25 protein-coding genes and 1 tRNA gene are annotated in these 25,215 nt (G+C 48.2%); 19 read left to right on the forward strand and 7 right to left on the reverse strand.

From position 1 onward, the window contains the following. The first annotated feature begins 5 nt into the window (after nt 1-5). The 10 genes from OXN82_RS08695 to OXN82_RS08740 all read left to right on the forward strand — a co-directional run bounded on the left by OXN82_RS08695 (nt 6) and on the right by OXN82_RS08740 (nt 10,915). Nucleotides 6-1,307 (forward strand): formylmethanofuran dehydrogenase subunit B, encoded by a 1,302-nt coding sequence (locus OXN82_RS08695; RefSeq protein WP_321212183.1) that lies wholly within the window; start codon nt 6-8, stop codon nt 1,305-1,307. Nucleotides 1,308-1,547: 240 nt separating this feature from the next. Continuing rightward, complete coding sequence (gene nifH / locus OXN82_RS08700; RefSeq protein ID WP_237778980.1) at nt 1,548-2,375, forward strand: nitrogenase iron protein; 828 nt, start codon at nt 1,548-1,550, stop codon at nt 2,373-2,375. Nucleotides 2,376-2,384: 9 nt separating this feature from the next. After that, nucleotides 2,385-2,702, forward strand: coding sequence for a P-II family nitrogen regulator (locus OXN82_RS08705; RefSeq protein ID WP_321211425.1), 318 nt, complete (start codon nt 2,385-2,387; stop codon nt 2,700-2,702). A gap of 8 nt (nt 2,703-2,710) precedes the next feature. Further along, complete coding sequence (locus OXN82_RS08710; protein WP_321211426.1) at nt 2,711-3,076, forward strand: P-II family nitrogen regulator; 366 nt, start codon at nt 2,711-2,713, stop codon at nt 3,074-3,076. 69 nt (nt 3,077-3,145) lie between these two features. Further along, nucleotides 3,146-4,558: a nitrogenase subunit alpha gene (locus tag OXN82_RS08715; RefSeq protein WP_321211427.1), complete on the forward strand. Its 1,413-nt coding sequence runs from the start codon at nt 3,146-3,148 to the stop codon at nt 4,556-4,558. Beyond that, on the forward strand, nt 4,558-5,937 hold the full coding sequence (locus OXN82_RS08720) for a nitrogenase component 1 (RefSeq protein WP_321211428.1): 1,380 nt from the start codon (nt 4,558-4,560) through the stop codon (nt 5,935-5,937). The genes OXN82_RS08715 and OXN82_RS08720 overlap by 1 nt, the downstream gene beginning before the upstream one ends. After that, nucleotides 5,906-7,348 carry a nitrogenase iron-molybdenum cofactor biosynthesis protein NifE gene (gene nifE / locus OXN82_RS08725; protein WP_321211429.1) on the forward strand — a complete coding sequence of 481 codons (1,443 nt, stop codon included), beginning with the start codon at nt 5,906-5,908 and terminating at the stop codon, nt 7,346-7,348. Before OXN82_RS08720 ends, nifE begins: the two co-directional genes overlap by 32 nt. Next, entirely contained in the window at nt 7,338-8,678 is a 1,341-nt protein-coding gene (locus tag OXN82_RS08730; RefSeq protein WP_321211430.1) for a nitrogenase component 1, read from the forward strand. The genes nifE and OXN82_RS08730 overlap by 11 nt, the downstream gene beginning before the upstream one ends. Then, nucleotides 8,653-8,988: a NifB/NifX family molybdenum-iron cluster-binding protein gene (locus OXN82_RS08735; protein WP_237778973.1), complete on the forward strand. Its 336-nt coding sequence runs from the start codon at nt 8,653-8,655 to the stop codon at nt 8,986-8,988. The genes OXN82_RS08730 and OXN82_RS08735 overlap by 26 nt, the downstream gene beginning before the upstream one ends. Nucleotides 8,989-8,998: 10 nt before the next feature. Then, entirely contained in the window at nt 8,999-10,915 is a 1,917-nt protein-coding gene (locus OXN82_RS08740) for a molybdopterin-dependent oxidoreductase (RefSeq protein WP_321211431.1), read from the forward strand. Nucleotides 10,916-11,074: 159 nt separating this feature from the next. Here OXN82_RS08740 and OXN82_RS08745 read toward each other — a convergent pair whose 3' ends face one another. The 5 genes from OXN82_RS08745 to OXN82_RS08765 all read right to left on the reverse strand — a co-directional run bounded on the left by OXN82_RS08745 (nt 11,075) and on the right by OXN82_RS08765 (nt 15,772). Beyond that, nucleotides 11,075-11,359: a DUF2097 domain-containing protein gene (locus OXN82_RS08745; protein WP_237778971.1), complete on the reverse strand. Its 285-nt coding sequence runs from the start codon at nt 11,357-11,359 to the stop codon at nt 11,075-11,077. A 102-nt stretch (nt 11,360-11,461) separates the two neighbouring features. Then, nucleotides 11,462-13,144: a DUF128 domain-containing protein gene (locus tag OXN82_RS08750; RefSeq protein ID WP_321211432.1), complete on the reverse strand. Its 1,683-nt coding sequence runs from the start codon at nt 13,142-13,144 to the stop codon at nt 11,462-11,464. Between the two features lie 62 nt (nt 13,145-13,206). Then, nucleotides 13,207-14,535, reverse strand: coding sequence for a type I glutamate--ammonia ligase (gene glnA, locus OXN82_RS08755; RefSeq protein WP_321211433.1), 1,329 nt, complete (start codon nt 14,533-14,535; stop codon nt 13,207-13,209). 78 nt (nt 14,536-14,613) lie between these two features. Beyond that, complete coding sequence (locus OXN82_RS08760) at nt 14,614-15,366, reverse strand: HesA/MoeB/ThiF family protein (protein WP_321211434.1); 753 nt, start codon at nt 15,364-15,366, stop codon at nt 14,614-14,616. A 297-nt stretch (nt 15,367-15,663) separates the two neighbouring features. Further along, a tRNA-Met gene (locus OXN82_RS08765) sits at nt 15,664-15,772 on the reverse strand. A 139-nt stretch (nt 15,773-15,911) separates the two neighbouring features. Between OXN82_RS08765 and OXN82_RS08770 the strand changes: the two genes are divergently transcribed. Continuing rightward, entirely contained in the window at nt 15,912-16,910 is a 999-nt protein-coding gene (locus OXN82_RS08770; RefSeq protein WP_321211435.1) for a hypothetical protein, read from the forward strand. Between the two features lie 10 nt (nt 16,911-16,920). Next, a complete protein-coding gene (locus tag OXN82_RS08775; RefSeq protein WP_321211436.1) occupies nt 16,921-17,748 on the forward strand; it encodes a methanogenesis marker 8 protein in 828 nt (275 codons plus the stop codon). Between the two features lie 2 nt (nt 17,749-17,750). Here the strand turns inward: OXN82_RS08775 and OXN82_RS08780 are convergent, their stop codons facing one another. After that, nucleotides 17,751-18,128, reverse strand: a complete 378-nt coding sequence (locus OXN82_RS08780; protein ID WP_321211437.1) for a CBS domain-containing protein — start codon at nt 18,126-18,128, stop codon at nt 17,751-17,753. Between the two features lie 46 nt (nt 18,129-18,174). Here OXN82_RS08780 and thiC point away from each other — a divergent pair, with 46 nt between their 5' ends. The 6 genes from thiC (at nt 18,175) to OXN82_RS08810 (ending at nt 23,205) form a co-directional block, all read left to right on the forward strand. Continuing rightward, nucleotides 18,175-19,446, forward strand: coding sequence for a phosphomethylpyrimidine synthase (gene thiC / locus OXN82_RS08785; RefSeq protein ID WP_321211438.1), 1,272 nt, complete (start codon nt 18,175-18,177; stop codon nt 19,444-19,446). Between the two features lie 139 nt (nt 19,447-19,585). After that, nucleotides 19,586-19,864 carry a glutaredoxin family protein gene (locus OXN82_RS08790; protein WP_321211439.1) on the forward strand — a complete coding sequence of 93 codons (279 nt, stop codon included), beginning with the start codon at nt 19,586-19,588 and terminating at the stop codon, nt 19,862-19,864. Between the two features lie 9 nt (nt 19,865-19,873). Continuing rightward, nucleotides 19,874-20,326: a ferredoxin-thioredoxin reductase catalytic domain-containing protein gene (locus OXN82_RS08795; protein ID WP_321211440.1), complete on the forward strand. Its 453-nt coding sequence runs from the start codon at nt 19,874-19,876 to the stop codon at nt 20,324-20,326. Between the two features lie 19 nt (nt 20,327-20,345). Beyond that, nucleotides 20,346-21,098, forward strand: a complete 753-nt coding sequence (locus OXN82_RS08800; RefSeq protein WP_321211441.1) for a winged helix-turn-helix domain-containing protein — start codon at nt 20,346-20,348, stop codon at nt 21,096-21,098. 1 nt (nt 21,099) lies between these two features. Beyond that, complete coding sequence (locus tag OXN82_RS08805; RefSeq protein ID WP_160323517.1) at nt 21,100-22,755, forward strand: ATP-dependent DNA ligase; 1,656 nt, start codon at nt 21,100-21,102, stop codon at nt 22,753-22,755. Between the two features lie 48 nt (nt 22,756-22,803). Beyond that, entirely contained in the window at nt 22,804-23,205 is a 402-nt protein-coding gene (locus OXN82_RS08810; protein WP_321211442.1) for an exodeoxyribonuclease VII large subunit, read from the forward strand. Between the two features lies 1 nt (nt 23,206). Here OXN82_RS08810 and OXN82_RS08815 read toward each other — a convergent pair whose 3' ends face one another. Beyond that, the gene (locus tag OXN82_RS08815; RefSeq protein WP_013295005.1) at nt 23,207-23,725 is read right to left on the reverse strand and encodes a beta-class carbonic anhydrase; all 519 of its coding nucleotides are present in this window, start codon (nt 23,723-23,725) and stop codon (nt 23,207-23,209) included. Nucleotides 23,726-23,743: 18 nt separating this feature from the next. Between OXN82_RS08815 and OXN82_RS08820 the strand changes: the two genes are divergently transcribed. Then, nucleotides 23,744-25,177, forward strand: coding sequence for a glycosyltransferase family 39 protein (locus OXN82_RS08820; protein WP_321211443.1), 1,434 nt, complete (start codon nt 23,744-23,746; stop codon nt 25,175-25,177). Nucleotides 25,178-25,215 lie beyond the last annotated feature (38 nt).

Below are 25,215 nucleotides of genomic sequence, written 5' to 3' on the forward strand. Positions count from 1 at the left end.
TAATTATCATGGAATACGTGAAAAATGTGGTCTGCCCCTTCTGCGGAACCCTCTGTGATGACATCATCTGTAAGGTTGAGGACAACGAGATTGTCGGAACCATCAACGCATGCAGGATAGGTCACAGCAAGTTCGTGCATGCAGAGGGTGCAGTGAGGTACACCAAACCACTAATAAGGAAGAATGGTGAATTCGTCGAGGTAAGCTACGATGAGGCCATAGATAAGGCTGCAAAGGTCCTTGCAGAATCAAAGAGGCCCCTAATGTACGGATGGAGCTGTACAGAGTGTGAAGCACAGGCTGTTGGAATGGAACTTGCAGAGGAGGCAGGTGCTGTAATAGACAACACAGCATCAGTCTGTCACGGACCATCAGTGCTTGCGCTCCAGGACGTGGGTTACCCCATATGTACCTTCGGTGAGGTCAAGAACAGGGCCGACGTTGTTGTCTACTGGGGATGCAATCCAATGCACGCCCACCCAAGGCACATGTCAAGGAACGTATTTGCCCGTGGATTCTTCAGGGAAAGGGGAAGATCAGACAGGACACTCATAGTTGTTGACCCCAGGAAGACAGACACAGCAAAGCTTGCAGACATACACCTTCAGCTGGACTTTGACCGTGACTATGAACTCCTTGATGCAATGAGGGCATACCTCCTTGGAAATGAGATCCTCTACGATGAGGTTGCAGGTGTACCCAGAGAGCAGATCGAGGAGGCCGTTGAGGCCCTCAAAAAGGCACAGTTCGGTATACTCTTCTTCGGTATGGGTATAACCCACAGCAGGGGTAAGCACAGGAACATTGACACAGCCATTATGCTGGTCCAGGACCTCAATGACTATGCCAAATGGACCCTCATACCAATGAGGGGACACTACAACGTTACAGGCTTCAACCAGGTCTGCACATGGGAGAGCGGATACCCATTCTGTGTTGACTTCTCAGGTGGGGAGCCAAGATACAACCCTGGTGAGACCGGGGCAAACGACCTTCTCCAGAATAAGGAGGCCGATGCAATGATGGTCATAGCCTCTGACCCTGGTGCCCATTTCCCACAGAGGGCACTTGAGAGGATGGCTGAGATCCCGGTCATTGCAATCGAGCCCCACAGGACCCCCACAACCGAGCTGGCCGACATCATAATTCCACCGGCCATTGTGGGTATGGAGGCTGAGGGTACAGCCTACCGTATGGAGGGTGTCCCCATAAGGATGAAGAAGGTTGTTGACTCAGACCTCCTCTCAGACAGGGAGATCCTGGAGAGACTCCTTGAAAAGGTGAAGGAATACAGGGCCTCAAAGTAATCAGGCCCTCCATTTCTATTTATTTTAAAATTTTTGATCTGGTTTCTGTTCATTTTTATGGATACTTAAAGCACATTGAAATATTTCACCGGTTCTGTTTTTGATTTGGTTCCTGTTCATGTTTAAGGTAGATGAGCGCATAATTTTCACCCATGCACCAAAAAATTTAAATAGGGTATCCTCCAATAATAGAGTGTCGGAAGAAGGAAGCATACTTCCGACTGAGATGGTGATTGGTGTATGGTACGTAAAATTGCAATATATGGTAAGGGTGGAATCGGAAAATCCACAACACAGCAGAACACTGCAGCGGCAATGAGTTACTTCCATGGAAAGAACGTCATGATCCATGGATGCGACCCCAAGGCAGACAGTACACGCCTGATACTGGGCGGTAAAATGCAGACAACAATGATGGACACCCTGCGTGAACTTGGAGAGGGCGCATGCACACCAGATAAGGTTATAGAAACAGGATTTGGAGGTATAAAGTGTGTTGAATCAGGAGGCCCAGAACCAGGTGTAGGATGCGCAGGCAGGGGTGTCATAACCGCCATAACCCTCATGGAGAGACACGGGGTCTATGAAAATGACCTGGACTTTGTATTCTTTGACGTTCTCGGGGATGTGGTATGCGGGGGCTTTGCAATGCCAGTAAGAGACGGAAAGGCAGAGGAAATATACATTGTGGCATCAGGTGAAATGATGGCACTCTATGCCGCCAACAACATCTGCAAGGGCATGGTGAAATATGCCAGACAGAGCGGAGTCAGACTTGGAGGGATAATATGCAACAGCAGAAACGTTGACGGCGAAAGGGAACTCCTTGAAGAATTCTGTGATAGAATAGGGACACAGATGATACACTTCGTGCCAAGGGACAACATTGTACAGAAGGCAGAATTCAACAAGAAGTCTGTCATAGAATTCGACCCTGAATGCAACCAGTCACAGGAATACCGGGAACTCGCAAGAAAAATAATTGAAAACAAGGATTTCGTAATACCAGAACCCATGACGATGGATGAAATGGAGGACCTCGTTGTAAAATACGGGGTTCTGGATTAGGTGTTAAAAATGAAGATGATAAGGGCGATAATAAGACCAGAAAAGTCTGAAGAGGTGGCCGATGCTCTGGATGATGCAGGATTCCCGGCCCTCACAAAGATGGACGTTATAGGGAGGGGTAAGCAGAAGGGTATACGGTTTGATGAAATCTACTATGATGAGATACCCAAGACAATGCTCCTCATCGTTGTGGATGATGCTGATGCAGAGAAGGTGGTCTCGGTTATCAGTGAAAGCGGATACACAGGCAAAATCGGGGATGGTAAAATATTCATAAGCCCGGTGGAAAACGCCTACACCGTCAGAACAAGAGAGGAAGGTCTTTAGGTGTCTGGATGAAGGAAATAATCGCCATAATAAGACCAAAAAGCATGAAGAAAACCAGGGATGTCCTTGAATCCTTGGGATTCCCAGCATTCAACGCCACCAGAGTCCTTGGGAGGGGCAAGCAGAGGGCCATAATTGATGAGGTCACCATCCCCTCTCCCCCCGCTGAGATTGATGAGGTGAGGGGAACAATGAGGTACATTCCCAAGAGGATGATCCAGATAACCGTGGAGGATCCAGATGTACAGCTGGTTGTGGAGGCCATAATGAAGGTCAACCACACAGGCAAAATTGGAGACGGGAAGATCTTTGTATGTCCTGTCGACGATGCGATGAGGATAAGGACAGGTGATAGAGGTACTGAAGCGCTTTAAAACTTTATCCTTGGATCGAGATGGATAAAGTGGCTTCAGTTATCCTTATAAATCAAAGGATGATTCAAAATGCCATTTGAACTGTTTGACGTCGATGCTGAAATACCAGATAGAAAAAAGCACATCTATGTAAAGAAGCAGGGGGATCCCCAGGAGGACATACCAGCATGTAACACAACAACGATCCCTGGCTGCATGACAGAGAGGGGATGCGCATTTGCAGGCGCAAAGGGTGTGATAACCGGGGCAATAAAGGACGTGCTTCATGTTATCCATTCACCTGTTGGATGCACAGCATATGGTTACGGTACAAAGAGGTACCCCACATCACAGGAAATGCCTGATGGAAGCATGTTCCCAATAGAAAACTTCAACCTCAAATACATAACAGGAACGGATCTGAGTGAGTCTGATGTGGTGTTTGGTGGTATGGACAAACTCAAAAGGTGTATCCTGGAGGCGGTCAGGGAATTTCCTGAGGCAAATGCGGTTTACACCTACGCAACCTGTACAACAGGTCTCATAGGGGACGATATTGATGCAATCTCAAGGGAGGTCTCAGAGGAGATTGGTAAGGATGTTGTTGCAATAAACGCTCCGGGCTTTGCGGGTCCAACACAGTCAAAGGGTCATCAGGTTGCAAACTACACACTCTTTGAGAACCTGGTGGGAACCGCGGAGCCCCCGAGAACCACAGAATACGACGTGAACCTCATAGGGGAGTACAATATCGATGGGGACCTGTGGGTCCTGAAAAAATACTTTGAGGAGATGGGGATAAACGTCCTGAGCACATTCACAGGCGACTGCTGCCATGATGAGATAAAGTGGATGCACAGGGCAAAGCTGAGTCTGGTCAGATGTCAGAGGTCAGCAACCTACATTGCAAAGCTCCTTGAGGAGAGATATGGTGTCCCCTACCTGAAGGTTGACTTCTTTGGAATAGAATACTGCAGAAAAAACCTCATGGCAATAGGGGAGTATTTCGGAATACCCGAGAGGGCAGAGAGGGTGATAGAGGATAGAATGGAAAAAATAGGCCCAGAGATTCAGTATCTCAGGGATAAACTAAGGGGTAAGAGGGTCTGGGTTTTCTCAGGAGGCCCAAAAAACTGGCATCTTCCCAGACCACTTGAGGATGAACTTGGAATGGAAGTGGTTGCAGTTTCAACAATGTTCGAACACGAAGACGGCTACGAGAAGATCAAGAAAAGGGTCAGGGAGGGTACAGTGATAGTGGATGACCCCAACTCACTGGAACTCGAGGAGATCATCGAGAGATACAGGCCAGACATCATCCTGTCAGGAATAAAGGAGAAATACCTCGCCCATAAACTTGGAGTGCCCTGTATACTCATCCATTCATATGAAAACGGGCCATACATAGGCTTTGAGGGTTTCCTTAACCTGGCGAGGGACATGTACGCGGCAATATACAATCCTGTATGGGACCTGCTTGAATTCGAGGAGGATGTTAACTGATGCCAGAAATAAACGTGATGGAGAGGGGAAGGGAGCTTGTGGTAAACCCCCTCGTCACCTGCCAGCCATTCGGTGCAATGTTCGCAACCCTGGGTATAAGGAGGGGTCTGCCCCTGGTTCACGGCTCCCAGGGCTGCAGCACCTTTGTGAGATATGGGCTTAACAGACACTTCAGAGAACCCGCAGAGATAGCCGTCACATCGCTCCATGAGGACGCTGCTGTGTTTGGGGGTAGAAGTAACATAATAAATGGTGTTAAAAACCTTGTGAAGAGATTCAGGCCCGACCTTGTGGGAATTGTAACCACCTGTTCAAGTGAAATAATAGGGGATGACGTGGATGGGTTCATGAGGGTCGCTGAAACCGAACTGCACGAGGAACTTGGAGACAGATTCCAGACAAAACTGGTTCACATATCAACACCCAGCTTCGTTGAAAACCACTTCAGGGGATATGGAAACGCCATAAAATCATTCATAGAGGCCCTGGCCAGGGAGGACGGTGACTGCAACCATAAACTCAACATAATACCCGGCATAGTCAACCCCGGCGACATAAGGGAGATAGGGCACATGCTTGACCTCATGGACATAACTCCCATAATACTCACCGATACCTCAGACCCCTTTGATTCACCCCTCAGACCATCAAAAACAGAGCAGATGCCATTCTATCCCCGGGGAGGGACAGCGGTTTCTGAAATAGAGGACTCATCAAACAGTATGGGAACACTGAGCCTGACGATGTATGGGGATGAAGCTTTGAACACACTTGAAAAACGATTCAGGGTTCCGGGGGAATACTCTATGCCAATCGGGGTCCGCAATACAGATGAATTTGTCCGCAGGGCAGCAAGGATTTCAGAAAAGGATGTAAGTGATGAACTGCTTGATGAGAGAGGCATACTGATTGACTCCATGGCAGACCTCAGTTCAAGGTACCTCTTTGGAAGAACAGCCGCGGTCTACGGGGACCCGGACATGGTTGCGGGGATATCAAGGTTCCTTTGTGAACTTGGAATAACACCACTCCACACCTGCACCGGCGCAGATAATGAACTATTCATTGAGAGGATGAAGACGGTGGCAGCCGAGGCAGATGAACGGATAAATGTCATGATAAAATCAGATCTCAGGGCACTTGAAGAGAGACTCTCAGAGGAACCTGTTGACCTCATGATAGGAAACTCAGATGGCAGACTCATAGCCCAGGACCTCGGGATACCCCTTGTGAGGGTTGGCTACCCGGTATATGACAGGGTGGGCTATCAGAGGGTGCCCATCACAGGTTACAGGGGGGCTGTGAATCTCCTCAACAGAATAACAAACACGGTACTCAGGGAATACTATGAACCACAGCACTGGAAACTGCAGCAGTAAAGAGAATTTTTCAGCGGGCACCACAGGAGATTTAAAGGTTGATGAGATCCCTGAAGCGGTGATAGACACGCTCTCCCCCAGAAGAGAACACTTCACAAGGAGCTGCAGTGGGGGAGGGCCCCGCTGTAACAGGGAGTCCCTTCCAGGCATGGTAACCCAGAGGTCCTGCGTGTATGGGGGGGCGAGGGTTGTTCTCATGCCCATAACAGATGCAGCCCACCTTGTGCATGGACCCGTGGGATGCGCGGCATGCACTTGGGATATCAGGGGAAGCAGAAGCTCAAGGTCTGAACTCTACAGGACGGGATTCTCAACCGGCCTTGAGGAAAAGGATGTGGTGTTTGGTGGGGAGGATAAACTCCTTGAATGTATACTGGAGATAAATGAAATCCACTCCCCCTCAGCCATATTCGTCTACTCAACATGTGTTTCAGGCGTCATAGGGGACGACATAGCGGCTGTATGCAGAACAGCAGAAAACAAAACAGGAAAATGGGTAATACCGGTGCAGTCTGAGGGATTCAGAAGCTTCAACAAGTCGCTCGGCCACCAGCTAGCCTGCGATGTTATTCTCAGACACATAATAGGACGTGGAGATGCTGAAGTCAGGGAAAACTCGGTTAACCTTGTGGGCGAGTTCAATGTTGCAGGGGACCTCTGGGAGATAAAGGGTCTGCTTGAGAAAATGGGTATTCACGTTGTTTCATCCATAACCGGTGATTCAACGGTGGCTGAAATCTCAGAAGCCCACACAGCGCAGCTTAACATTGTACAGTGCAGCAAATCATCAGGTTACATTGCAGAGGAGATGAAGAGGAAATACGGGATACCCTACATAAATGTCAATTTTTTTGGCATAAAAGAGACCATGGATTCCCTGCTATCAATTTCAGATTTCTTTGATCTCAATGCTGAGGAATGGATCAGCTCAATGGCAGAAAAAACACATGGAATGATCAGAGGCTACAGAGGAGTCCTTGAGGGAAAAAAGGTGGCAATATATGTGGGTGGTAACAAGGCATGGTCCCTTATAAGGGCATTCGGGGACCTTGGAATGGAGGTGATAATGAGCGGAACCCAGAACGGGCTTCCTGAAGACTACCTGAAGATAATGGAGAAGTCAGGAAGGGAACTGATACTCTTTGATGATGCAAATCCAGTTGAACTTTCAGAACTCCTGCGGAAATACAGGCCTGATCTGGTTGTCTCAGGGGCCAAGGAAAAGTACCTCTCCTATAAGCTTGGAATACCCTTCTGTGAATTTAACCATGATAGGATAAAACCATTCTCAGGCTTTGGAGGATTCTTGAATTTTGCAGAGGAAGTTAAAAGGACTCTGGAAAGTCCCATATGGACCCTGGCCAGCAAAAAAAGGTTATCAGGACCAGGAGGCATGTCCGGTGAAGCGTAGAAGCACCATAATAAATCCTGGAATTATCTGCCAGCCACTGGGCGCTGTCATGGCATTCCTGGGTATCAGGGGATCAATGCCACTCATACATGGCTCGCAGGGCTGCAGCACATATATGAGGTTTCAGCTCACAAGACACTTCAGAGAACCTGTGAATATAGCTTCAAGTTCCCTGAGTGAAGCCACAGTCGTGTATGGCGGAGAAGAAAACCTCTTAAGAGCCCTGAAGACAGTTGAAGAACAGTACAGCCCTGAAGTTATAGGTGTAATCTCAGGCTGCCTCTCAGAGACCATAGGAGATGACATTGATAGAATAGTGAATAAACACAGGGAAAGTGGAGTATCTGAGGTCATAACGGTTCCATCACCTGGCTTCAGGGGTTCACACATTGATGGCTATAAGGCCGCTGTTAAATCCATTCTCAGATCACTTGTTAGTGAGCATGCTGAACCTGTGGATAGAATAAACATCATAAATGGTATCATGAGCCCCGCGGACACCTCAGAGATAAAGAATATCCTTGAGGGAATCGGCGTGGATTTCCTCATGATAACCGATAACTCAGAGTCCCTCGACGAACCCTTCGATGGTGACCCCTACTTTATAACACGTCATGGAACATCCATTCATGACATAGCTACGGCAGGTGACTCCATGGCCACCCTAAACCTTGGGGGGTACGGTGGAGGCGAGTTCCTCGAAAAGAAATACGGGGTTAAAAACATTGAACTCCAGATCCCTGCAGGCCTTGAAGGGACGGATAAATTTTTAGGGGTTCTCCTGGATCTTTTCCATTCAGATATCTCCCGCTCAATCAGGAGGGAGAGGGGGAGACTGATGGATGCAATGATAGATTCCCATCAGTACACCTCGGGAAGGAGTGTGGCCATATTTGCCGACCCATCCTATGCTGTTGCGGTAACATCACTGGTACTTGAGATGGGAATGCAACCATATGTTTTCACGGGTTCCAGGAGCAGATACTTCCATGAAAAAATCAGCCAGCTTCAGAGAAAATGGGGATTTCGATTCCCGGCAGAAAGTGGAGTGGACATATTTGGCTTAAAGGAGAACCTTGCTGGCAGAGAGGTCGATGTCCTTATAGGAAATTCCCACTGCGCAAGGGTCGCCAGGGAACTTGGAATACCACTCCTGAGGATGGGATTCCCGGTTTACGATAGGGTGGGGTCACAGAGAATAAGAATAGCAGGCTACGGCGGGGGGATATCCTTTGTTGACTCCCTCACAAACCTGATACTTGAGAGCCACTATGATGAGGGATATGAGATTGATGGTGATACATGTGATAAGGATAGCTGTTGCATCTGATGATGGTAGATACGTTAACAGACACTTCGCGGATGCAGATGCTTTCATAGTTTTTGAGAGGATTGATAATGAAATCAAATTTTCTGAAATAAGAAAGGTGGATGGAGGGAAAATAGAGAAGCACGATGATAGATGGAGGCGGGTCCTGGACCTTATTGACGACTGTGAAATCGTAATATGCAGAAGGATAGGGGAAAAACCCCTTGAGGAGGCCAAAAGGAGGGGTGTTATAGTCTTCGAATCAGATGATGGAATAGCTGCGGCAATACTGAAATCACTCACGGAACTGAACATATCCTGCAGAGTATAATGGGTCTCCCATGAGAGTCTTCACAACCTGCACAAGGGACTGTCCAGGCTCATGCGGTCTCACAGTCAGGGTTGAGGGGGGAGTGGTCAGGTCCATAGGTGGAAACAGAGGACATCCCCACAGCAGGGGATTTTTATGCAGAAAAACAGCCATCTACCACAGGAAGAGGCTCTACTCAGATAAAAGGATCCTAAAACCCCTCATTAGAGATGGAAATCAGTGGAGAACCATATCATGGGATGATGCTCTCCAGATCATATCTGATGTGATGACCAGATGTGTGGATGAATACGGTGCAGAATCCATAGTCTACTATCAGGGATTCGGCGCAAGAACGGCCCTGAGACTTCTTAACAGGAGGTTTTTCAATTCTCTGGGGGCAACAACCCTTGAGGGAACTCTCTGTGGAGGTACAGCTATAGAGGCCCATAAAATGGATTTCGGGAAAAGGATATCCCATGAACCACGCGACCACCTCAACAGCAGAAACATATTCATCTGGGGACGTAACCCGGCAGTTACCGACCTTAACCTCTGGAGAATAATAAGGAGGGCCCAGCGCAAGGGGAAAACCATCGTCACAGTTGACCCTCTAAGGACCGAGACAGCCGCCAGAGCAGATATCCACTGCCAGGTTAGACCCGGTACCGACATGTACCTTGCAATTGCACTTTCAAAGATCATCATGGATGAGGGACTTCATGATCAGGGGTTTATTGATGACCATGCAGAGAACTCAGATGCCTACCTGAACGTCCTTGATGCCTTCAGCCTCTCTGAACTATCAGGGATCACAGGGGTCCCTGAAGGGATGATGTATGACCTTGCCTTCACCTATTCAGATGGCCCGAGCAGCATAATCATTGGCTGGGGACTGCAGCGGTACTTCAACTCCCACATAACCTGCAGGTTCATAGATGCACTCGCCGCCATATCAGGCAATATAGGGATCAGGGGAGGGGGCGTTAGCAGCGGCTTTGATGAATACGGCGGTTTCGATGAATCGATATGCCTTGAAGACAGAAGAAAAATATCCATGCCGCTTTTTGGAAGGGACCTTGAGAATCTGGATTCACCAGAGGCAAAATGCGTCTTCATAACTGCAGGCAACCCGGTGAACCTGGGCCCTAATTCAATGAAAACCCTGAGGGCCCTAAGAAAAATGGATCTTGTGGTCATGGTCGACCACTTCCTCAATGACACGTCATATGCTGCCGACATATTTCTTCCAGCAACAACCTTCCTTGAGGAAACCGATCTGGTGGGCAGTTACGGTCACCCCCATATTTCTCCTGTAAATGCGGCAGTCAGGCCCTCAGGGGAATGCCGGTCAGAATTCTGGATTTTAAAGAGACTATCAGAGTTCATGGACCTTGATAACCTGGAAGGATCCCTCATGGAATGGCTTGAAATCATAGCAGCACCAGTCCTTGATTACCATGGAATAGAAATCCATGATCTTCTAAAAAGACCATACCGGGTGCCTGGAATTCCAGAGGTTCCATTTGAGGATTTCAAATTCTATACCGAGAGTGGAAGGTTCATCTTACCATCAGAAATCCCCTCAGAGGTCGCAATTTCGGATGAGAAATCTCTCAGACTTTTAACAGTAATGAACTCGGAATGGATAGGATCCAGAGAACCATATGATGAAGAGAAGCTACTGGAGGTCTTTATACATCCAGAGACCCTATTAAAAACAGGATTGGAAGATGGTGAAACCGTGACCCTTGAATCAGGTGCGGGCAGAACATGTGCAACTGTAAGGGCCTCTGATAAGGTGTATCCTGGATGCGCCCTGTCATTCAGGGGTACCTGGCTCTCAAGGGGCGGCTGTATAAATACCGTGATTGAGGATGGAAGGACAGAGGGGGGCCATGGAACACCCTACCATGAGACCAGAATAAAAATTAAAAAGCGTCATTGAGGATGAACTCATGGAATAATAGAGTTCAACGGAAAAACAAAAATTAAAAAGGAGATCTCATGCAGGTTTTCTGTTGAGCAGATGGGCCATCAGACTCACAATTATAAATCCAGCCACTATGAGTGAAACTATTTCAACCACGGCGAACATCCAATCACCTCATTCATCGACAGCCTCGATTATGCATACCCCACCCTCACATTCGTGCTCCAGTTCGATGAGGTATTCCTTCAGCTTCTCAACGTCAATCGTTGTAAGACCCTTTATTAGGTCACTGTCTATCTTTATCTGTATGACACCTGAGTTGTTGGTGACAACCTTTCCAGGAATGTATACGCGGCCGAGGGATAATCTCACCGTATCCCCTGGCTTAACCTCTTCCCTTATGTACCTGCAGAGTTCATCGCAGGTTGCTATTCTATTTTCCTTTTTCAAATAAATCACCTTGTCTCTGATTATATAATCTTATGATCATTATAAAAATAAGTTTTACACCCCGTCAACATACACGAGTATCTGGTGCCATAGTTCTTTATAAAAGGCGGTTTACACCTCGTCAACATACATGAATTCCTTGAGCTCCATGAGCCCCTCAACGGCCTTCATCCTTATATCGATACCTGCCTCACGGACAGCCGCAAGGGGGTTCAGGCCTCCAGGGGTCACTATCCCAGCGTGGTACTTCTCCACACGGGCGTTGTAGACTATCTCACTGGGTTTGCCGATTTTCAGTATGCTGAAACCTGCTTCTGATAGATCCTCAATGAGGTCTGTGGCGTGATCCCTTGCAAGGTAGGGCACCTCACGGAGACTTGCAAGCACCCTTCCTGGGCCATCAAGGGCTTCAAGAACTGCTGTCATATTCTTTGAAACGTAGATCTCATGGGGGTCCAGGGATGAGCCGCTGTAGGCTGTTAGCTCAACAAAGCGGGGATCCCTAACTCCAACCTCAAGGAGGCCCCCATACTTTGGTGTGGACATGATTCCGTTCTTTATGAGTATCCCGTCCAGGGTGAGGCTGCAGACAGTTGCAATTCCAGCCATTTTCCCTTCGTCTGTGATTCCTATAAGTGGCAGGGTTGAAAATTCGGGGCGCTTCCCCAGGACGTCACGTATGATCTCGAGGGCTTCATCAAGATCCTCTCTTTTAACAAGGGATATGTTTGCAATTACCCTTCCAGAAAAATCCCTGTGGTTGAAATCAACCCTGTTTATGAGGTTCCAGGCCTTTGAAAGCAGGAATCTGACTCTGACACCCCTTTCAGGTGCAGATGCCATCAAAATCCCCTCAGGTTTTACGAGGGGTTCCAGGTTTCTGAAGTCAATGAGGTTTTCTGCCAGTTTAATTTCGACGCTGTAACCTGCCTCCTGTATTGCACAGAGTGGAGTTATTCCGCCTATTATGGCAACCCCAATCATGCCGTCAGCCACAGGGACTCCCAGGACATCCTCCCCTGGTTCACCCACCTTGAGGACGCCTGATATGTCTACTCCTTCAAGTTTTCTGAAGAGTTTAATGGCCTCCTCCCGTGCGGTTCCAGGTATAAGGCGCAGGTTTGCAGGTACGGTCCCCTCTCCGTTTTCAATGACATCCAGAACTGAGGTCATGTTCTCGGATGTGAATGCCTCCAGGGGGGTCATCGATGTCTTTTTGTATGCTATGAGTTCCCTGAAGTTCACGGGCCTGTTCCCCTCGAACCTCACAAGCCCCCCAAACTGGGGTATTACAGGGATTCCATTCATTAGCAGAAGACCATCAACCGTTGTCCCGCAGATGGTACTTATTACAAATTCCCCATCGTGTTCTTCGAGCCTGACGCGGGGGCTCAAACAGAAACCGTTTTTCATGACATATTTCAGGGTTTCAATGGATTCAGGGGATATCCTTGATGTGTTTACAACCACCTTTCCCTCAAGGGTATCAGGGTTGAAACTTGTACGGTAGATCATACTCTCGAACTTTGAGAATATGAAGTCCACCTGGTCGTAGACGAGGCCACGGTTTATCTCCTGCAGCCCCTTCTCTGTTATCCTTCTTCCGGCGTAACCAACCCTTTCTGTAAGGCCCTTTTCATCAAGTATGCGCATGTGGTATCTGACAGCACGCTCTCCAAGATCGTAGCCCTTCTTTTTAAGTTCTGATGCTATTATCTTTGCTCCAAGGACGTCGTCGTGCTCTGCAAGGATCCTCAGAATCTCCATCATCTTCTGGTTGGTCTCTTCAGCCATCAGCAAACACCATATAAAAAATAGGGAGGGGAGTTATTTAAAGTTTAATAAAAAAAGGAGGGTTAGATGTCCAGGTATCTTTCAAGTTCGTACTTGAAGACCCTCACCCGGTAGTCGTCCCATTCCTTGTGCTTTATCTCCATGAACTTCTCATAGACATGGTCCCCGAGGGCTCCCTTGATGACGTCGTCCTCCTCAAGGGCATGGTATGCCTCCCACAGACTTGATGGGAGGGTTTCGATTCCCATTTCCCTGAGTTCAGGGATGGATTTTTCGAATACATCGATTTCAGTTGGTTCGCCGGGGTCAATCCTGTTCTGTATACCGTTCATACCTGCTTCCAGCATGGCTGCAAATGCAAGGTAAGGGTTGCATGAGGGGTCAGGCATCCTCAGTTCCACACGTGTTCCCTTACCACGGGATGCAGGGATCCTCACGAGGGTTGACCTGTTTTTGAGGCCGTATGCGATGTACACAGGGGCCTCATAGCCTGGCACGAGCCTCTTGTAGGAGTTGACTGTCGGTGCACATACAGCTGATAGTGCCGGGGCATGCTTGAGGAGCCCTCCTATGAAGTACATGGCTTCCTCTGATAGCTGGGTCTCGGTGTCAGGGTCATAGAATACGTTTTCACCGTCCTTGAAGAGTGACTGGTGGCAGTGCATACCGCTACCGTTTTCTCCGAAGAATGGTTTTGGCATGAAGGTTACCATGTAACCCATCTTGTCCACGATAGCCTTTATTGCCTGCTTGAAGGTTATGACGGCGTCTGCTGTTTTAAGTGCCTTGTCAAATTTGAAGTCTATTTCATGCTGCCCTGGGGCGACCTCGTGGTGACTTACCTCAACATCGAAGTCAAGGGCCTCAAGGTCCATCACTAGTTTTCTTCTGAAGTCTGTACCCTGGTCCACTGGTTCCACATCGAAGTATGCGCCGCAGTCGTGGGGTATTATGTTCCCATCCTCGTCCTGGTCCAGGATGAAGAATTCGGGTTCCGGTCCGACGTTGTATTCGTAGCCCAGGTGGGCGTATTTGTCAAGGGCTTTTTTAAGGACGTATCTTGGGTCCCCCTCGAATGGTTTTCCCTCTGGCCAGTATACGTCACAGATGAATCTGCAGACACCCTTTTCCTCTGGCCTCCATGGGAGTGTTGAGAAGGTGTCCGGGTCTGGTTTGAGGACCAGGTCACTTTCGTTTATGTCTACGAATCCCTCAATTGATGATCCATCAAAGAGGAGACCGTCCTTTATTATGTCCTCTATCTGGTCTGGCCTTACCAGGGGTATTGCCATGTTTTTTGGTTTTCCGTGTATGTCCACAAACTGAAGGCGGACGAATTTTACTCCGCATTCATCCATTTTAGCTATTATTTTTCCAATCTTATCTGACATGGGTTATGCCTCCGTGGCATGAGCTTAACTGTCACCGGAAGTAACTTTCCTTCTACTGGTTTATATATTTTTTGGCCATTACAGTTCGACAATTTTGAATGGTTCGCCAAGGAGCAGATCAAATTTCAGCATCCTAGGCGCGACTATTGGATCGCCCCTCCTGGTTATCAGTTTAAAGACCTCAGCCGCCTGCAAACACCCGGTAACATTGGCCACAGGCCCTATGACCGGCGGAGTTTCAGATGATAGCTCTTTAAGCTTAGCCTTAACATCCCCTGTAAGTTCAAGGCCCCTGGATGGTAGATTGAAAAGTTCCTCATAGGATGGGGAATCGGATGTGAAGACGCTCACCTGGCCCATGGATCCATGTATGGCTCCGTGTATGAAGGGTATGCCCTGGATGCTGCATCTTCTTGATGCCATGACCCTTGAGGTTATGTTATCAAGGGCATCCACCACTGCGTCACTCCCATCAATTATGGTTGAGGCATTTTTTTCTGTGAAACACTCATGAAATACCTCAACATCGGCGAATGGGTTCACGGTCCTGATGCGTTCTGCTGCAACTTCAACCTTGGGGAGTTTAAGGGCGCTGAAACTGCTCATGAGCTGCCTGTTGATGTTTGAGACATCAAATACGTCGCTGTCTATTATCCGGATTCTGCCTATGCCCATTCTTGCAAGCATCTCAACTGCAGCCCCACCTATACCACCGCATCCAATTACAGAAACAGTTGAATCCCTGAGCCTTAACTGTTCGGTCTTTGAAATGAAGCCCATCTGCCGGCTGACCATCTCCCAGTAGGCCATACCCTCATATCTCCTAGGCATTCCAACCCTCTTTAAATTCTATCACAGTATAGGTATGTCACTGAATTATATTAATGATTTTACAGGTTTTAACTGTCACCTCATGACCCGGCACTGCATCGGACAGGTGTTCAGTGTATTTGCTACCGCATAAGAATAGCAGAACTAAGTTGATTCGATAAATGACCAGTTGAGGACTGGTGATGCGATCCTTAAGAAATTGAATAGCAGAATTAACAGGACTCGATATGTCTGCTGATGTACTGCCACCATAAAACAGATGATCATCAGTGTATAATAAAAAAAGTGGTTTCAAGATGCCGGGGGCGGGATTCGAACCCGCGACCTCACGGTATCCCAGGAAAAAGTCAGAGCACTGCTTAATACCCTATGAGCCGTGCGCTCTAACCAGCTGAGCCACCCCGGCGTAGCTTATAAAAAATCAGTTTTCATCTAATTTAAACTTTTCTGTCAAACACCTACGATGCATGAAAGCCCCCATGGTGCAACCATTATTACTGGTTGACAACATAGATACAGTCAGTCACTTGCAGTGTGGGAGGTCCATGCAGATCAGGGGTCTTGATCTTTCAGAGGGTGCATGTGGAGCATGTCACCTGGTACTCAGGCATCTCTCAGAGGAGGAATTCATCGTTGAAACCTCAGAGTACCCTGAGGGCGTCAGGGCACGTATACTGGACCCCTCGGGAGAGCTGGCTGGGGAGGGCTCGGACATAACGTGGGCCCCGGCGGTTCTCGACGCAGAGATAAACGCGGGTTTTATTGATGATGACCTTTCAGATGCCCTGAAACCATTTCTTACAGATAAAAGGGACCAGAAGCGCGTTGCAGAAATGGCAGGGTATGGAAGGGTTGTTAACACAGCATCCATGGTCATATCCAGGATATGGTCAGAAGGGGGGTCCGTTGAGGTTAAAAGGGAAGGGGCAGGTATAAAGGTTGTTCTCTATTCTAAAAGCGGCGAAGAAATTGTATCCGCAGCCTCAGGGTTCTGCCCGGTCTGCGCAATCAACATAGCGGCTTCAAGGGTGGAGTCCCTGAGAAAGGAAATTGCCTCAGGAAGGTCCCGGAACACTGGAATGGAGAAGTATGAGAGGGGGATCACAGGAAGACTTGAATGGAGGGGTAGGAGGGTTCACTCATACCTCATTGAGGACGGAAAGGTTATCGGAAGGAACTGGGGGTGCTGCATAGCATATGCTACCATAAGGGCTGAAATCGATGCGGGATTTGGAAGCAGTAAATGGAACAGGCTCTTCAGGAATTACTGTGACCTCTGCCCTCTCAAACATTTCTGGCTTGACAGGTCCATGGGGGCCCTGGGCAACAGGATCCTCCACAGGATGGGCAGGGCGGGGGTAAGGGAAAATGTAAGAATGGAAGATTATATAACTGTGGATATCATATCTGGTGATGAGAGGGTTGCATGTGGTATAGGGACGCTATGCTCATTCAGTGCAACTGTAAATGCGCTTCTGAGGTCAGATGCTTCACTGATCCTGAAACCTGATCCTGCCGAAGGATTTCCATATCCCCAGCGTTGAGGTGTTCTCTGTGGGTGAACATGTAATAGAGGCCCTGGGCAAAACCCGGGTTACAGTGAGGGACGGTAAGGTGGTCCATGTATCAGAGCCACTGATCCACTACTGCCCCCTGTTCCATAAGTATCGTGGCATTGAAAAGATCACATCTGAGGCGGTCCGCCAGAATATTGAATTTCGCATCAAGGATTTTGGCATGTGCACAGCCAACCGTGAATTAAGGATGAGGGATTTTCTATCATTTGGCATCTCAGAGATTATCTCAACACTCCTTGCCGGGGGGGATGTGGACGCAGCCGTGATGGTCTGCGATGGGGCAGGAACTGTCATTGTAACAGAACCAGAACTTGCACAGGGTATAGGCGGAAGGATATCAGGTTTCATCAGCACCTCTCCTGAAAAGGATGTTATAGAAAAAATTGGCCCCAAAAATGTCCTTGACCCTCAAAGGGCAACGATAGACCAGCTTAAGGGCGTTGAAAGGGCTCTTGAAATGGGTTACAGAAGGGTTGCAGTCACAGTCAAGGATCCAGATGAGGCAGAGCAGTTAAGGGAAATCGGTGATGGAGAAATATACCTCTTTGCGGTTCACCTCACGGGAATAGATTACAGGGGCGCAGAGAGAATAATCAATACATGTGATGTTGTAACAGCCTGTGCATCAAAGTACATAAGGCGAATAGCAGATAGAAGGGCGCTGCTGAAGGTGGGCTCCTCAATACCCATATATGCGTGCACAAAAAAGGGTAAGAGGTTCATTGAACTCAGATTGGAGATGATGGGGACTTCGGGGAAGAAAAATTCAGAAAGAAATCCACTGTCACCTGAACCCCTTGTATAACTCTAAAGGTGGTCCGCAACAGCCTTTATGATGCAGCTCTGAGTTATGAGCCCCACGAGCATATCATCTTTTACAACAGGCAACCTCTGATAACCGGTATCTGCCATTATCCTGCTTATCCTGCTTATTGGAGTATCCTCATGGACAACAACAAGGTCCTTGCTCATGATATCCTTCACCCGCAGTTTCAGGGCCTCACCACCGGCAAGCAGAATATCCCTGTGGGTTATGAGACCAACAAGCCTGCCGTCCTCCACAACAGGGACGCCGCCAACATTTGCACGGACCATCTTGAGATTTGCAGCTGCCACAAGGTCTTCTGGATTAGCCACAATAACATCACGCAGCATTATGTCCCTTGCACGGAGCTTTCTCATCATGAAATTATTTTTATTGATGTCCATATATTAAGATTGAGGGATCAAAGTGACTCAGATGGAAGATGCAAGAAAGGGCAATATAACCCCTGAAATGGAGGAGGTAGCCCGAAAGGAGAACATTGATATTCAGATTCTCATAAAAAGCATTGCAGATGGTAGAACTGTCATACCATCCAATGTTAATAGAAGTTCATCACCATGCGGCATAGGGGAGGGCCTTTCAACGAAGATAAATGCCAATATTGGTTCATCCTCAAAGATGGAGGACATTGACCTTGAAGTTGAAAAGGCAATGGCGGCCGTGGAATATGGTGCAGATGCGGTCATGGACCTCAGCACGGGTCCAATGCTCCGGGAAGTCAGAAGGGCCGTACTCGAAGCCGTAGACGTACCCGTTGGAACAGTACCCATCTATGAGGCGGGCGTTGAGGTCTTCAGATCCAGCGGCTCGGTTGTGGGCATGGATGAGGACGACATGTTCAGGGCAATAGAGAACCAGGCCAGGGATGGCGTTGACTTCATGACAGTGCACTCAGGTATAACCCTTGAGACAGTTGAGAAGGTCCAGCGATCAGACAGGATAATGGGTATAGTGAGCAGGGGCGGAGCATTCCTGGCGGCATGGATAATTCACAACGAGGAGGAAAACCCCCTCTACAGCAACTATGACTACCTCCTTGAACTGGCATATGAATACGATGTAACACTGAGCCTTGGGGATGGCCTGAGACCAGGGTGTCTTGCAGATGCATCGGATATACCCCAGATTCAGGAACTCCTCATCCTGGGGGATCTCGTTGCAAGGGCCCGTGATGCAGATGTACAGTGCATGGTTGAGGGTCCCGGCCACATGCCACTCGACCAGATCGCAGCAAACATGAAGATACAGAAGTCTGTCTGTGACGGCGCACCATTCTATGTCCTAGGTCCAATAGTCACCGATATGGCCCCTGGGTATGACCATATCAGCGCGGCCATAGGTGGTGCGGTTGCTGCAATGAATGGGGCTGACTTCCTCTGCTATGTAACACCCGCGGAACACCTCGCCATACCCGGCGTGGAGGATGTTATTGAGGGGGTGGTGGCTTCCAGGATAGCTGCACAGGCCGCGGACGCCGCAAGCAAATTGCCGGGGGCCTGGAAATCTGAACTTGAAATGGCAAATGCAAGGAAATCCTTTGACTGGGATAAACAGTTTGAAATGGCATTTGACTCAAGAAAACCTGCAGAGTACAGGATGCAGTGCCCGATCGATGATTCAGAGATGTGCACCATGTGCGGGGAATACTGCGCCCTAAGGATCCTCAGAGGCGATTGAAGCACTGTTGAACATGGCCTCTGGAATGTCTGTGCTACCCCAGGTCTGAGGCAGGGGACGGGAACAGTTGCATCGAGAGGTGCCTTCCATTCCCCAATACTTAATATGCTTCAGCAACAGAAATTACAGTGGTGGTCCAATGAAATTTGAACATGTCGACGGGACCGAAAAGGCAAAGATCCGGCTTTTTGCCCTGAGCACGTGTGGCTGGTGCAAAAAAACCCGTGAACTGCTGGAGGAACTAGGGGTGGCCTATGATTACATATACGTCGACCTCCTCCAGGGTGATGAACGAGAAAAAGCCCTCAGTGAGCTCCGGAAGTGGAACCCATCCCTCTCATTTCCCACACTTGTGATAGACGATGGGGATGTTATTGTGGGATTTGATGCACTCTCAATAAAATCAGCCCTCAGGTAGGGGATCATCATGGCTGATGAACTTGAAGCACTCTACAGAGAGATCAGGGAATCTGCAGAGAGGTCCGGCTATAAAATCAACCCTGACAGGGAATTTGTCATGGACCTCCTGCGGGGGATCCTCACCAACCGTGAGAGGTATGGATATGATTCATGCCCCTGCAGGCTCGCATCCGGCAATCCGGAGGAGGACAGTGATATAGTATGCCCCTGTGATTACAGGGACGAGGATCTTGAGGAGTATGGGACCTGCTACTGCGGCCTTTACGTTGCGGATGATGATGTGGAGTTTAAATCAATCCCTGAGAGAAGAAATATGGAAAAAATCCCTGAGGGAAAACTTGACCTAAAGATCCCGGTACTCCGGTGTCGTGTATGCGGTTATCTCTGCGCAAGGAAGGCACCACCTGAACCGTGCCCCATATGTGGGGTCAGCGGGAAATTTGATGTTTTCCTTGAATAGAAGATGGTGAGGTGAATCCTTGCTGGAAGGCTACAGTGAAGTCAAAGAGGATCTCAGGTTCATTTTTGGCTCTGAGGTGAGACTGAAGGTCCTGCTTGCTCTCATGGATGGTCCCATGGAGCTATCTGAGATGAGGTCAGTTATAAGATCAAGCTCATCAACGATTCTACATGCAATATACCAGCTGGAAGAGAAGAGAATGGTCTCAAGGACCAACCGCCGGTATGAACTTTCAGCAACAGGGAGGATAATATCCCTCAAGGTGCAGGGTATCATAGGGTCACTTCTTGCCCTTGGAAATCTTTCAGAATTCTTCCTTGACCATGACCTGTCATCAATACCAGATCACCTCCTCTCAAGCATAGAAGCCCTTGCAGGGGCCACTCTTCTTGAATCAAAGCCAGAGAACCTTACAGAACCATATGAGGTGGTGGCAAAGAACGCCCTGAATTCAGAGAGGGTCTGGATCCTATCAGGGGTATATCACCCCTTCTATGAGGATCTCCTGAGGTCAGGGGCGGAGACTGAGATAATACTTTCAGAGGATCTTATAGCCTCCGTTGAAGATGATTTGCCTCAGAATACCGGTATTCATTCCATACAGGCAAAGCTTAAGTTCAGCCTCATAATAACGGAGGGTTCAATGGCCCTATCTCTTTTTCTGTCAGAAGGTCTCTATGATCCATCAAGGTTCCTCTTTTCGAGGGATGATAAGGCAATTGAATGGGCATGGAGCCTCTTCAGACACTTTACAAATGATGGAGTTGGATAGATTGCTCTATATTGAACTTGCAGAGGTCTACAGAAAACTGGAATCAACAACAAAGCGCCTCGAAAAGACAGATATCCTTGCAGGGCTCTTCAGCAGCGTTGAAAGGGACCTTTTACCTGTGGTGACCATCCTCATGCTTGGAAGGGTTTTCCCAATCTGGAGTGAGGAGGAACTCGGGGTTGGCATAAAACTTCTCATGAGGGCCATATCAACTGTCGTGGGGGTTTCGGTTGATGAAATAGAGGATGCCATAAGGGAGGAGGGGGATATAGGGCTTGCCAGCGAGAAACTCTTCTCAAAGAAAACCCAGACTACCTTCTTTTCGCAACCACTCACGGTTGAATTTGTTTATGATAAACTGCGCTCACTTGCATCTGTAACAGGTGAAAGGGCCCAGTCAAGGAAGATAGGCATACTTGTTGAGGTCCTATCCCAGGCAAAGCCCCTTGAGGCACGTTACATCACCAGGACGGTCCTTGAGGAACTCAGGGTTGGCGTTGCAGAGGGAATTATAAGGGATGCCATCTCCAGGGCCTCAGGAGCCGACCCCGCCCTTGTCGAGAGGGCCCACATGCTCACCAATGACCTGGGTATGGTGGCTGCCGTTGCAATGGAGGATGGCAATTCAGGCCTTGAGAAGCTGAACCTTGAACCTGGAAGGCCTGTAAAGCCAATGCTTGCACAGCTTGCTGAAAGCATAGAGTCGGCAATAGAGGAACTTGGAAGGGCATTCTGTGAGACAAAGTATGATGGGATAAGGGTCCAGATACACAGAAAGGGAGACGAGATATCCATTTTCACACGTAGACTTGAAAACATAACTGCAGCGGTCCCTGACATCCTTGAGGGCGTTGAAAGGGCGCTCCCGGATGAAGACTACATAGTTGAGGGTGAGATAATCGTTACAATTGAGGGCAGACCCGCTTCCTTCCAGTACATACTCCAGAGGGTCAGGAGAAAGTATGATATAGAACGATTGAGGAGGAAGGTTCCCCTTTCCCTCTTCCTCTTTGACGTCCTCTACTATGAGAGACCCCTTATCGACGAACCCCTTAGGGAGAGGAGGGGGGTTCTTGAATCAATCATCTCTGAGATTCCAGGGGAGATTGAGGCGAGCCGGATGGTTGATGTATGCCCGGATAACGTTGATGAAGCCCTGTGGCTCTTCAGGGAATCAATAAGGGAGGGTCATGAGGGTATAATGATAAAGGACACAGAGTCACCATATATACCGGGCATAAGGGGCAAAAAGATGCTTAAATTCAAGGCCGAACCTGAAACACTGGACCTCATTGTGGTTGGCGGCACCTATGGCCGTGGAAAAAGGGCCCACCTCATTGGTTCATACCTTCTGGCGGCAAGGGATGATGATACAGGGGAACTTGTGACGGTTGCGCATGTTGCAACGGGCCTGGATGATGAAACCCTCCAGGAACTCTCAGAGAGGATGGAGGATCTTGCCATTGAGAGGAAGGGGAGGAAACTGAGGGTTAGGCCTGATATAATACTTGAGGTGGCCTACAGTGAAATAGTCCGGAGCCCTGAGTATGAGAGCGGTTACTCCCTTCGTTTTCCTGTTGTAAAACGCATAAGGGATGATCTGAGCCCTGAGGACATTGATACGGTTTCCCGTATAGAGTCAATGTTCAAGGCCTGATGCGGAACTTCAGCAATATTTAAATATCCATATGTATTACATAATCTCATGGGTTTCATACTGGATGACAGGGCACTACTCATCATCTCAGTTTTACTCGGAATCGCCGGGTTTATTGGAATGATAGTATCCTCAGCATCCCTCACACCCCCCGTCGTTGGAGTGTCAGATGTGGACAGGTCCATGGTGGACAGGGAGGTTACAGTTGAGGGTACAGTGGAGGAGGTTCATGAACTGGAATCTGGGACTTTACTTTTAAAAATAAATGATGGGACAGGGACAGTAACCGCTGTTGCATTTAAATCAGTCTCGGAGGGCATGGAACTGAGTCCTGAAATCTTAAGTGGAATGAGGATTCAGGTAACAGGAAGGGTTAAGGAGTATCATGGATCACTGGAGATCGTTGTTGAGAAACCATCATCCATCATGCCAAAATCATTTGGGAGTTAGTTCACTCATCGATGTGCAATGGTTTCAGTTCACCTGTGGCTATGTCAATTATAAGACCATGGACCTTTACTGATTCAGGTATAAGTGGCGATGAACGCAGCCTCCTGATGCCCTCAATCACGTTTTCCTCCTCATCGACTATGGGGTTCAGTGTGCTGAGGCTGAAATTTTCAATGACATCCTCATCAACACCAAGTTTCCTCATCTCTGATACTATGCGGTCCCTCTCAAGGCGTGTCATACCACAGTCTGTGTGCCCCACTATGATTATCTCCCGCACACCAAGGGCGTATATGGCCACTGCAGCTGACCTCACAGCACCATCATCCACGATGTTACCTGCATTCCTTATTATCTTTGCATCACCCCTGCCTATGCCGAGGGCCTCCTCAAGGAATCCTGTGAGCCTTGAGTCCATGCAGGTGATGATACAGAGACCCTTCGCTGGGTTTGCGCTCAGAAGGGATCCTTCTTCCTTAACAAATTTTCTGTTTTCAGAGAGGATATCCTTAATAACCATGATAACCAACCTCATTCTATGCCCATGAAAAGCATAGCGGGAATACCGATAGAGATTGTCAAGAGGAACTCCAGTGTGATATTGACCCTTCTACCTCCAGTCTTTGCATTCCTCCTGGCACTCGTACCATCCCTGAAGTACAGCACCCCACTTACATGGGATATCTACTACCACGTACATAACGCTATGCTTTACATGGATAGGGGCATCGTGTTCTGGGATCCACTTACATGTGCCCCTTACGGGAGACCCATCTGTTATCCCCCCCTCTTCCATATAATGCTGACTCTCCTTGTTAAAATCACCGGTCTTGGTTTTTTAACTGTGGCAAGGTTCATACAGCCTGTGATGGCATTCCTGATTATTCTGTCATTTTCTTATATTGCAGGAAGGTTCTATGGATCTCTCGCAGGATTTTTGACCGGAATGCTTTCAATTTCAAGCCTGTTCTTCTTAAGGATAATCATGCCCATTCCAGAAGCCCTGGCCATGATATTCTTGCCCTTTTTTGTTTATGGTTATTGCATTTCTATGGAAAATGATTCTAAACTTTATCCGGTCTTCACAGGCATCATCCTTGGCGTGCTGATGTTAACACATCTCTTATCCGCCGCAATGGCCCTTGCAGCGGTGTTAATCTCAGCGCTGGCTTTTCGAATCAGCAGGCACGCTGTAAAACCTCTAAATCTCCTGTTAATTATCCTAACGGGTTTCGTGCTGGCGATTATCTGGTACGCGCCTCTTCTAATTAAATATGGGTTTTTCTTCAGGCCACCACCGGCAGACCCACTTTCCATTGTGGGGTACCTGAACCATTTAGGGGCGTTGCTCACAGTGCTTGCACTGACAGGATTAATCTGCGCACTTAAAAGAAGAGAGAGGAGGGATATTCTTATGGCCAGCTGGTTCATATTTGTTCTGGCCCTGAGTGCCGGTTACACTGTTGGATTGAAGGTCCTATCGGATAGAATACTGTACTTCGCACTCTTTCCTGCAGCAGCAATGGGGGCCAGCATATTCAATTCAATGAAGGTGGCTGATAGCAGGTGGCCTGTTTATGTTCTGGTCCTTTTCATCTCAGTTTACTCCCTCTGCAGCGGCTACGGAATTGCAAGCACCGTGAAGCCGGAGGTTTCTGAATCTGAACTGGAAGTTGCCCAGTGGTTCAAGTATAATGGGGACCATAAAACCGTTGTAGTGTCTGATTACCATATTCAGCCGTTAATAGTTTCTATTGCAGGGCAACCGGTATCTGCAGGTGGCTATGCCCCGGGATCTAAGGACACGATTGATGCCCGGAAATATACTATCACCTTTGATTATACAGAGGATGACATCAGAATAGATAGGGTAGGTTATATAATTCTTGACACTAAAAACAGGAAAACGCCCCCGTATTCACGGAAGGTCTACAGAAACATGGACTTTGTGGTTTATAGGGTGGAAGTTTAGGATATTTTGTGGTTTATGTGGCGGAAGTCTATCAGGCT

This window comes from Methanothermobacter sp. DP, assembly GCF_026692625.1.
In the GTDB taxonomy this organism is placed as follows: Archaea; Methanobacteriota; Methanobacteria; order Methanobacteriales; family Methanothermobacteraceae; genus Methanothermobacter; species Methanothermobacter marburgensis.

What these genes read in the sequence shown, in the direction of transcription:
- OXN82_RS08815 (WP_013295005.1), bottom strand. Translation starts at nt 23,725, where the DNA reads ATGGTTATTAAGGATATCCTCTCTGAAAACAGAAAATTTGTTAAGGAA.
- nifE (WP_321211429.1), top strand. Translation starts at nt 5,906, where the DNA reads ATGAACCACAGCACTGGAAACTGCAGCAGTAAAGAGAATTTTTCAGCG.
- OXN82_RS08820 (WP_321211443.1), top strand. Translation starts at nt 23,744, where the DNA reads ATGCCCATGAAAAGCATAGCGGGAATACCGATAGAGATTGTCAAGAGG.
- OXN82_RS08710 (WP_321211426.1), top strand. Translation starts at nt 2,711, where the DNA reads ATGAAGGAAATAATCGCCATAATAAGACCAAAAAGCATGAAGAAAACC.
- OXN82_RS08705 (WP_321211425.1), top strand. Translation starts at nt 2,385, where the DNA reads ATGAAGATGATAAGGGCGATAATAAGACCAGAAAAGTCTGAAGAGGTG.
- OXN82_RS08720 (WP_321211428.1), top strand. Translation starts at nt 4,558, where the DNA reads ATGCCAGAAATAAACGTGATGGAGAGGGGAAGGGAGCTTGTGGTAAAC.
- OXN82_RS08810 (WP_321211442.1), top strand. Translation starts at nt 22,804, where the DNA reads ATGGGTTTCATACTGGATGACAGGGCACTACTCATCATCTCAGTTTTA.
- glnA (WP_321211433.1), bottom strand. Translation starts at nt 14,535, where the DNA reads ATGTCAGATAAGATTGGAAAAATAATAGCTAAAATGGATGAATGCGGA.
- OXN82_RS08795 (WP_321211440.1), top strand. Translation starts at nt 19,874, where the DNA reads ATGGCTGATGAACTTGAAGCACTCTACAGAGAGATCAGGGAATCTGCA.
- OXN82_RS08770 (WP_321211435.1), top strand. Translation starts at nt 15,912, where the DNA reads ATGCAGATCAGGGGTCTTGATCTTTCAGAGGGTGCATGTGGAGCATGT.
- OXN82_RS08790 (WP_321211439.1), top strand. Translation starts at nt 19,586, where the DNA reads ATGAAATTTGAACATGTCGACGGGACCGAAAAGGCAAAGATCCGGCTT.
- OXN82_RS08715 (WP_321211427.1), top strand. Translation starts at nt 3,146, where the DNA reads ATGCCATTTGAACTGTTTGACGTCGATGCTGAAATACCAGATAGAAAA.
- nifH (WP_237778980.1), top strand. Translation starts at nt 1,548, where the DNA reads ATGGTACGTAAAATTGCAATATATGGTAAGGGTGGAATCGGAAAATCC.
- OXN82_RS08760 (WP_321211434.1), bottom strand. Translation starts at nt 15,366, where the DNA reads ATGCCTAGGAGATATGAGGGTATGGCCTACTGGGAGATGGTCAGCCGG.
- OXN82_RS08780 (WP_321211437.1), bottom strand. Translation starts at nt 18,128, where the DNA reads ATGATGAGAAAGCTCCGTGCAAGGGACATAATGCTGCGTGATGTTATT.
- OXN82_RS08740 (WP_321211431.1), top strand. Translation starts at nt 8,999, where the DNA reads ATGAGAGTCTTCACAACCTGCACAAGGGACTGTCCAGGCTCATGCGGT.
- OXN82_RS08750 (WP_321211432.1), bottom strand. Translation starts at nt 13,144, where the DNA reads ATGGCTGAAGAGACCAACCAGAAGATGATGGAGATTCTGAGGATCCTT.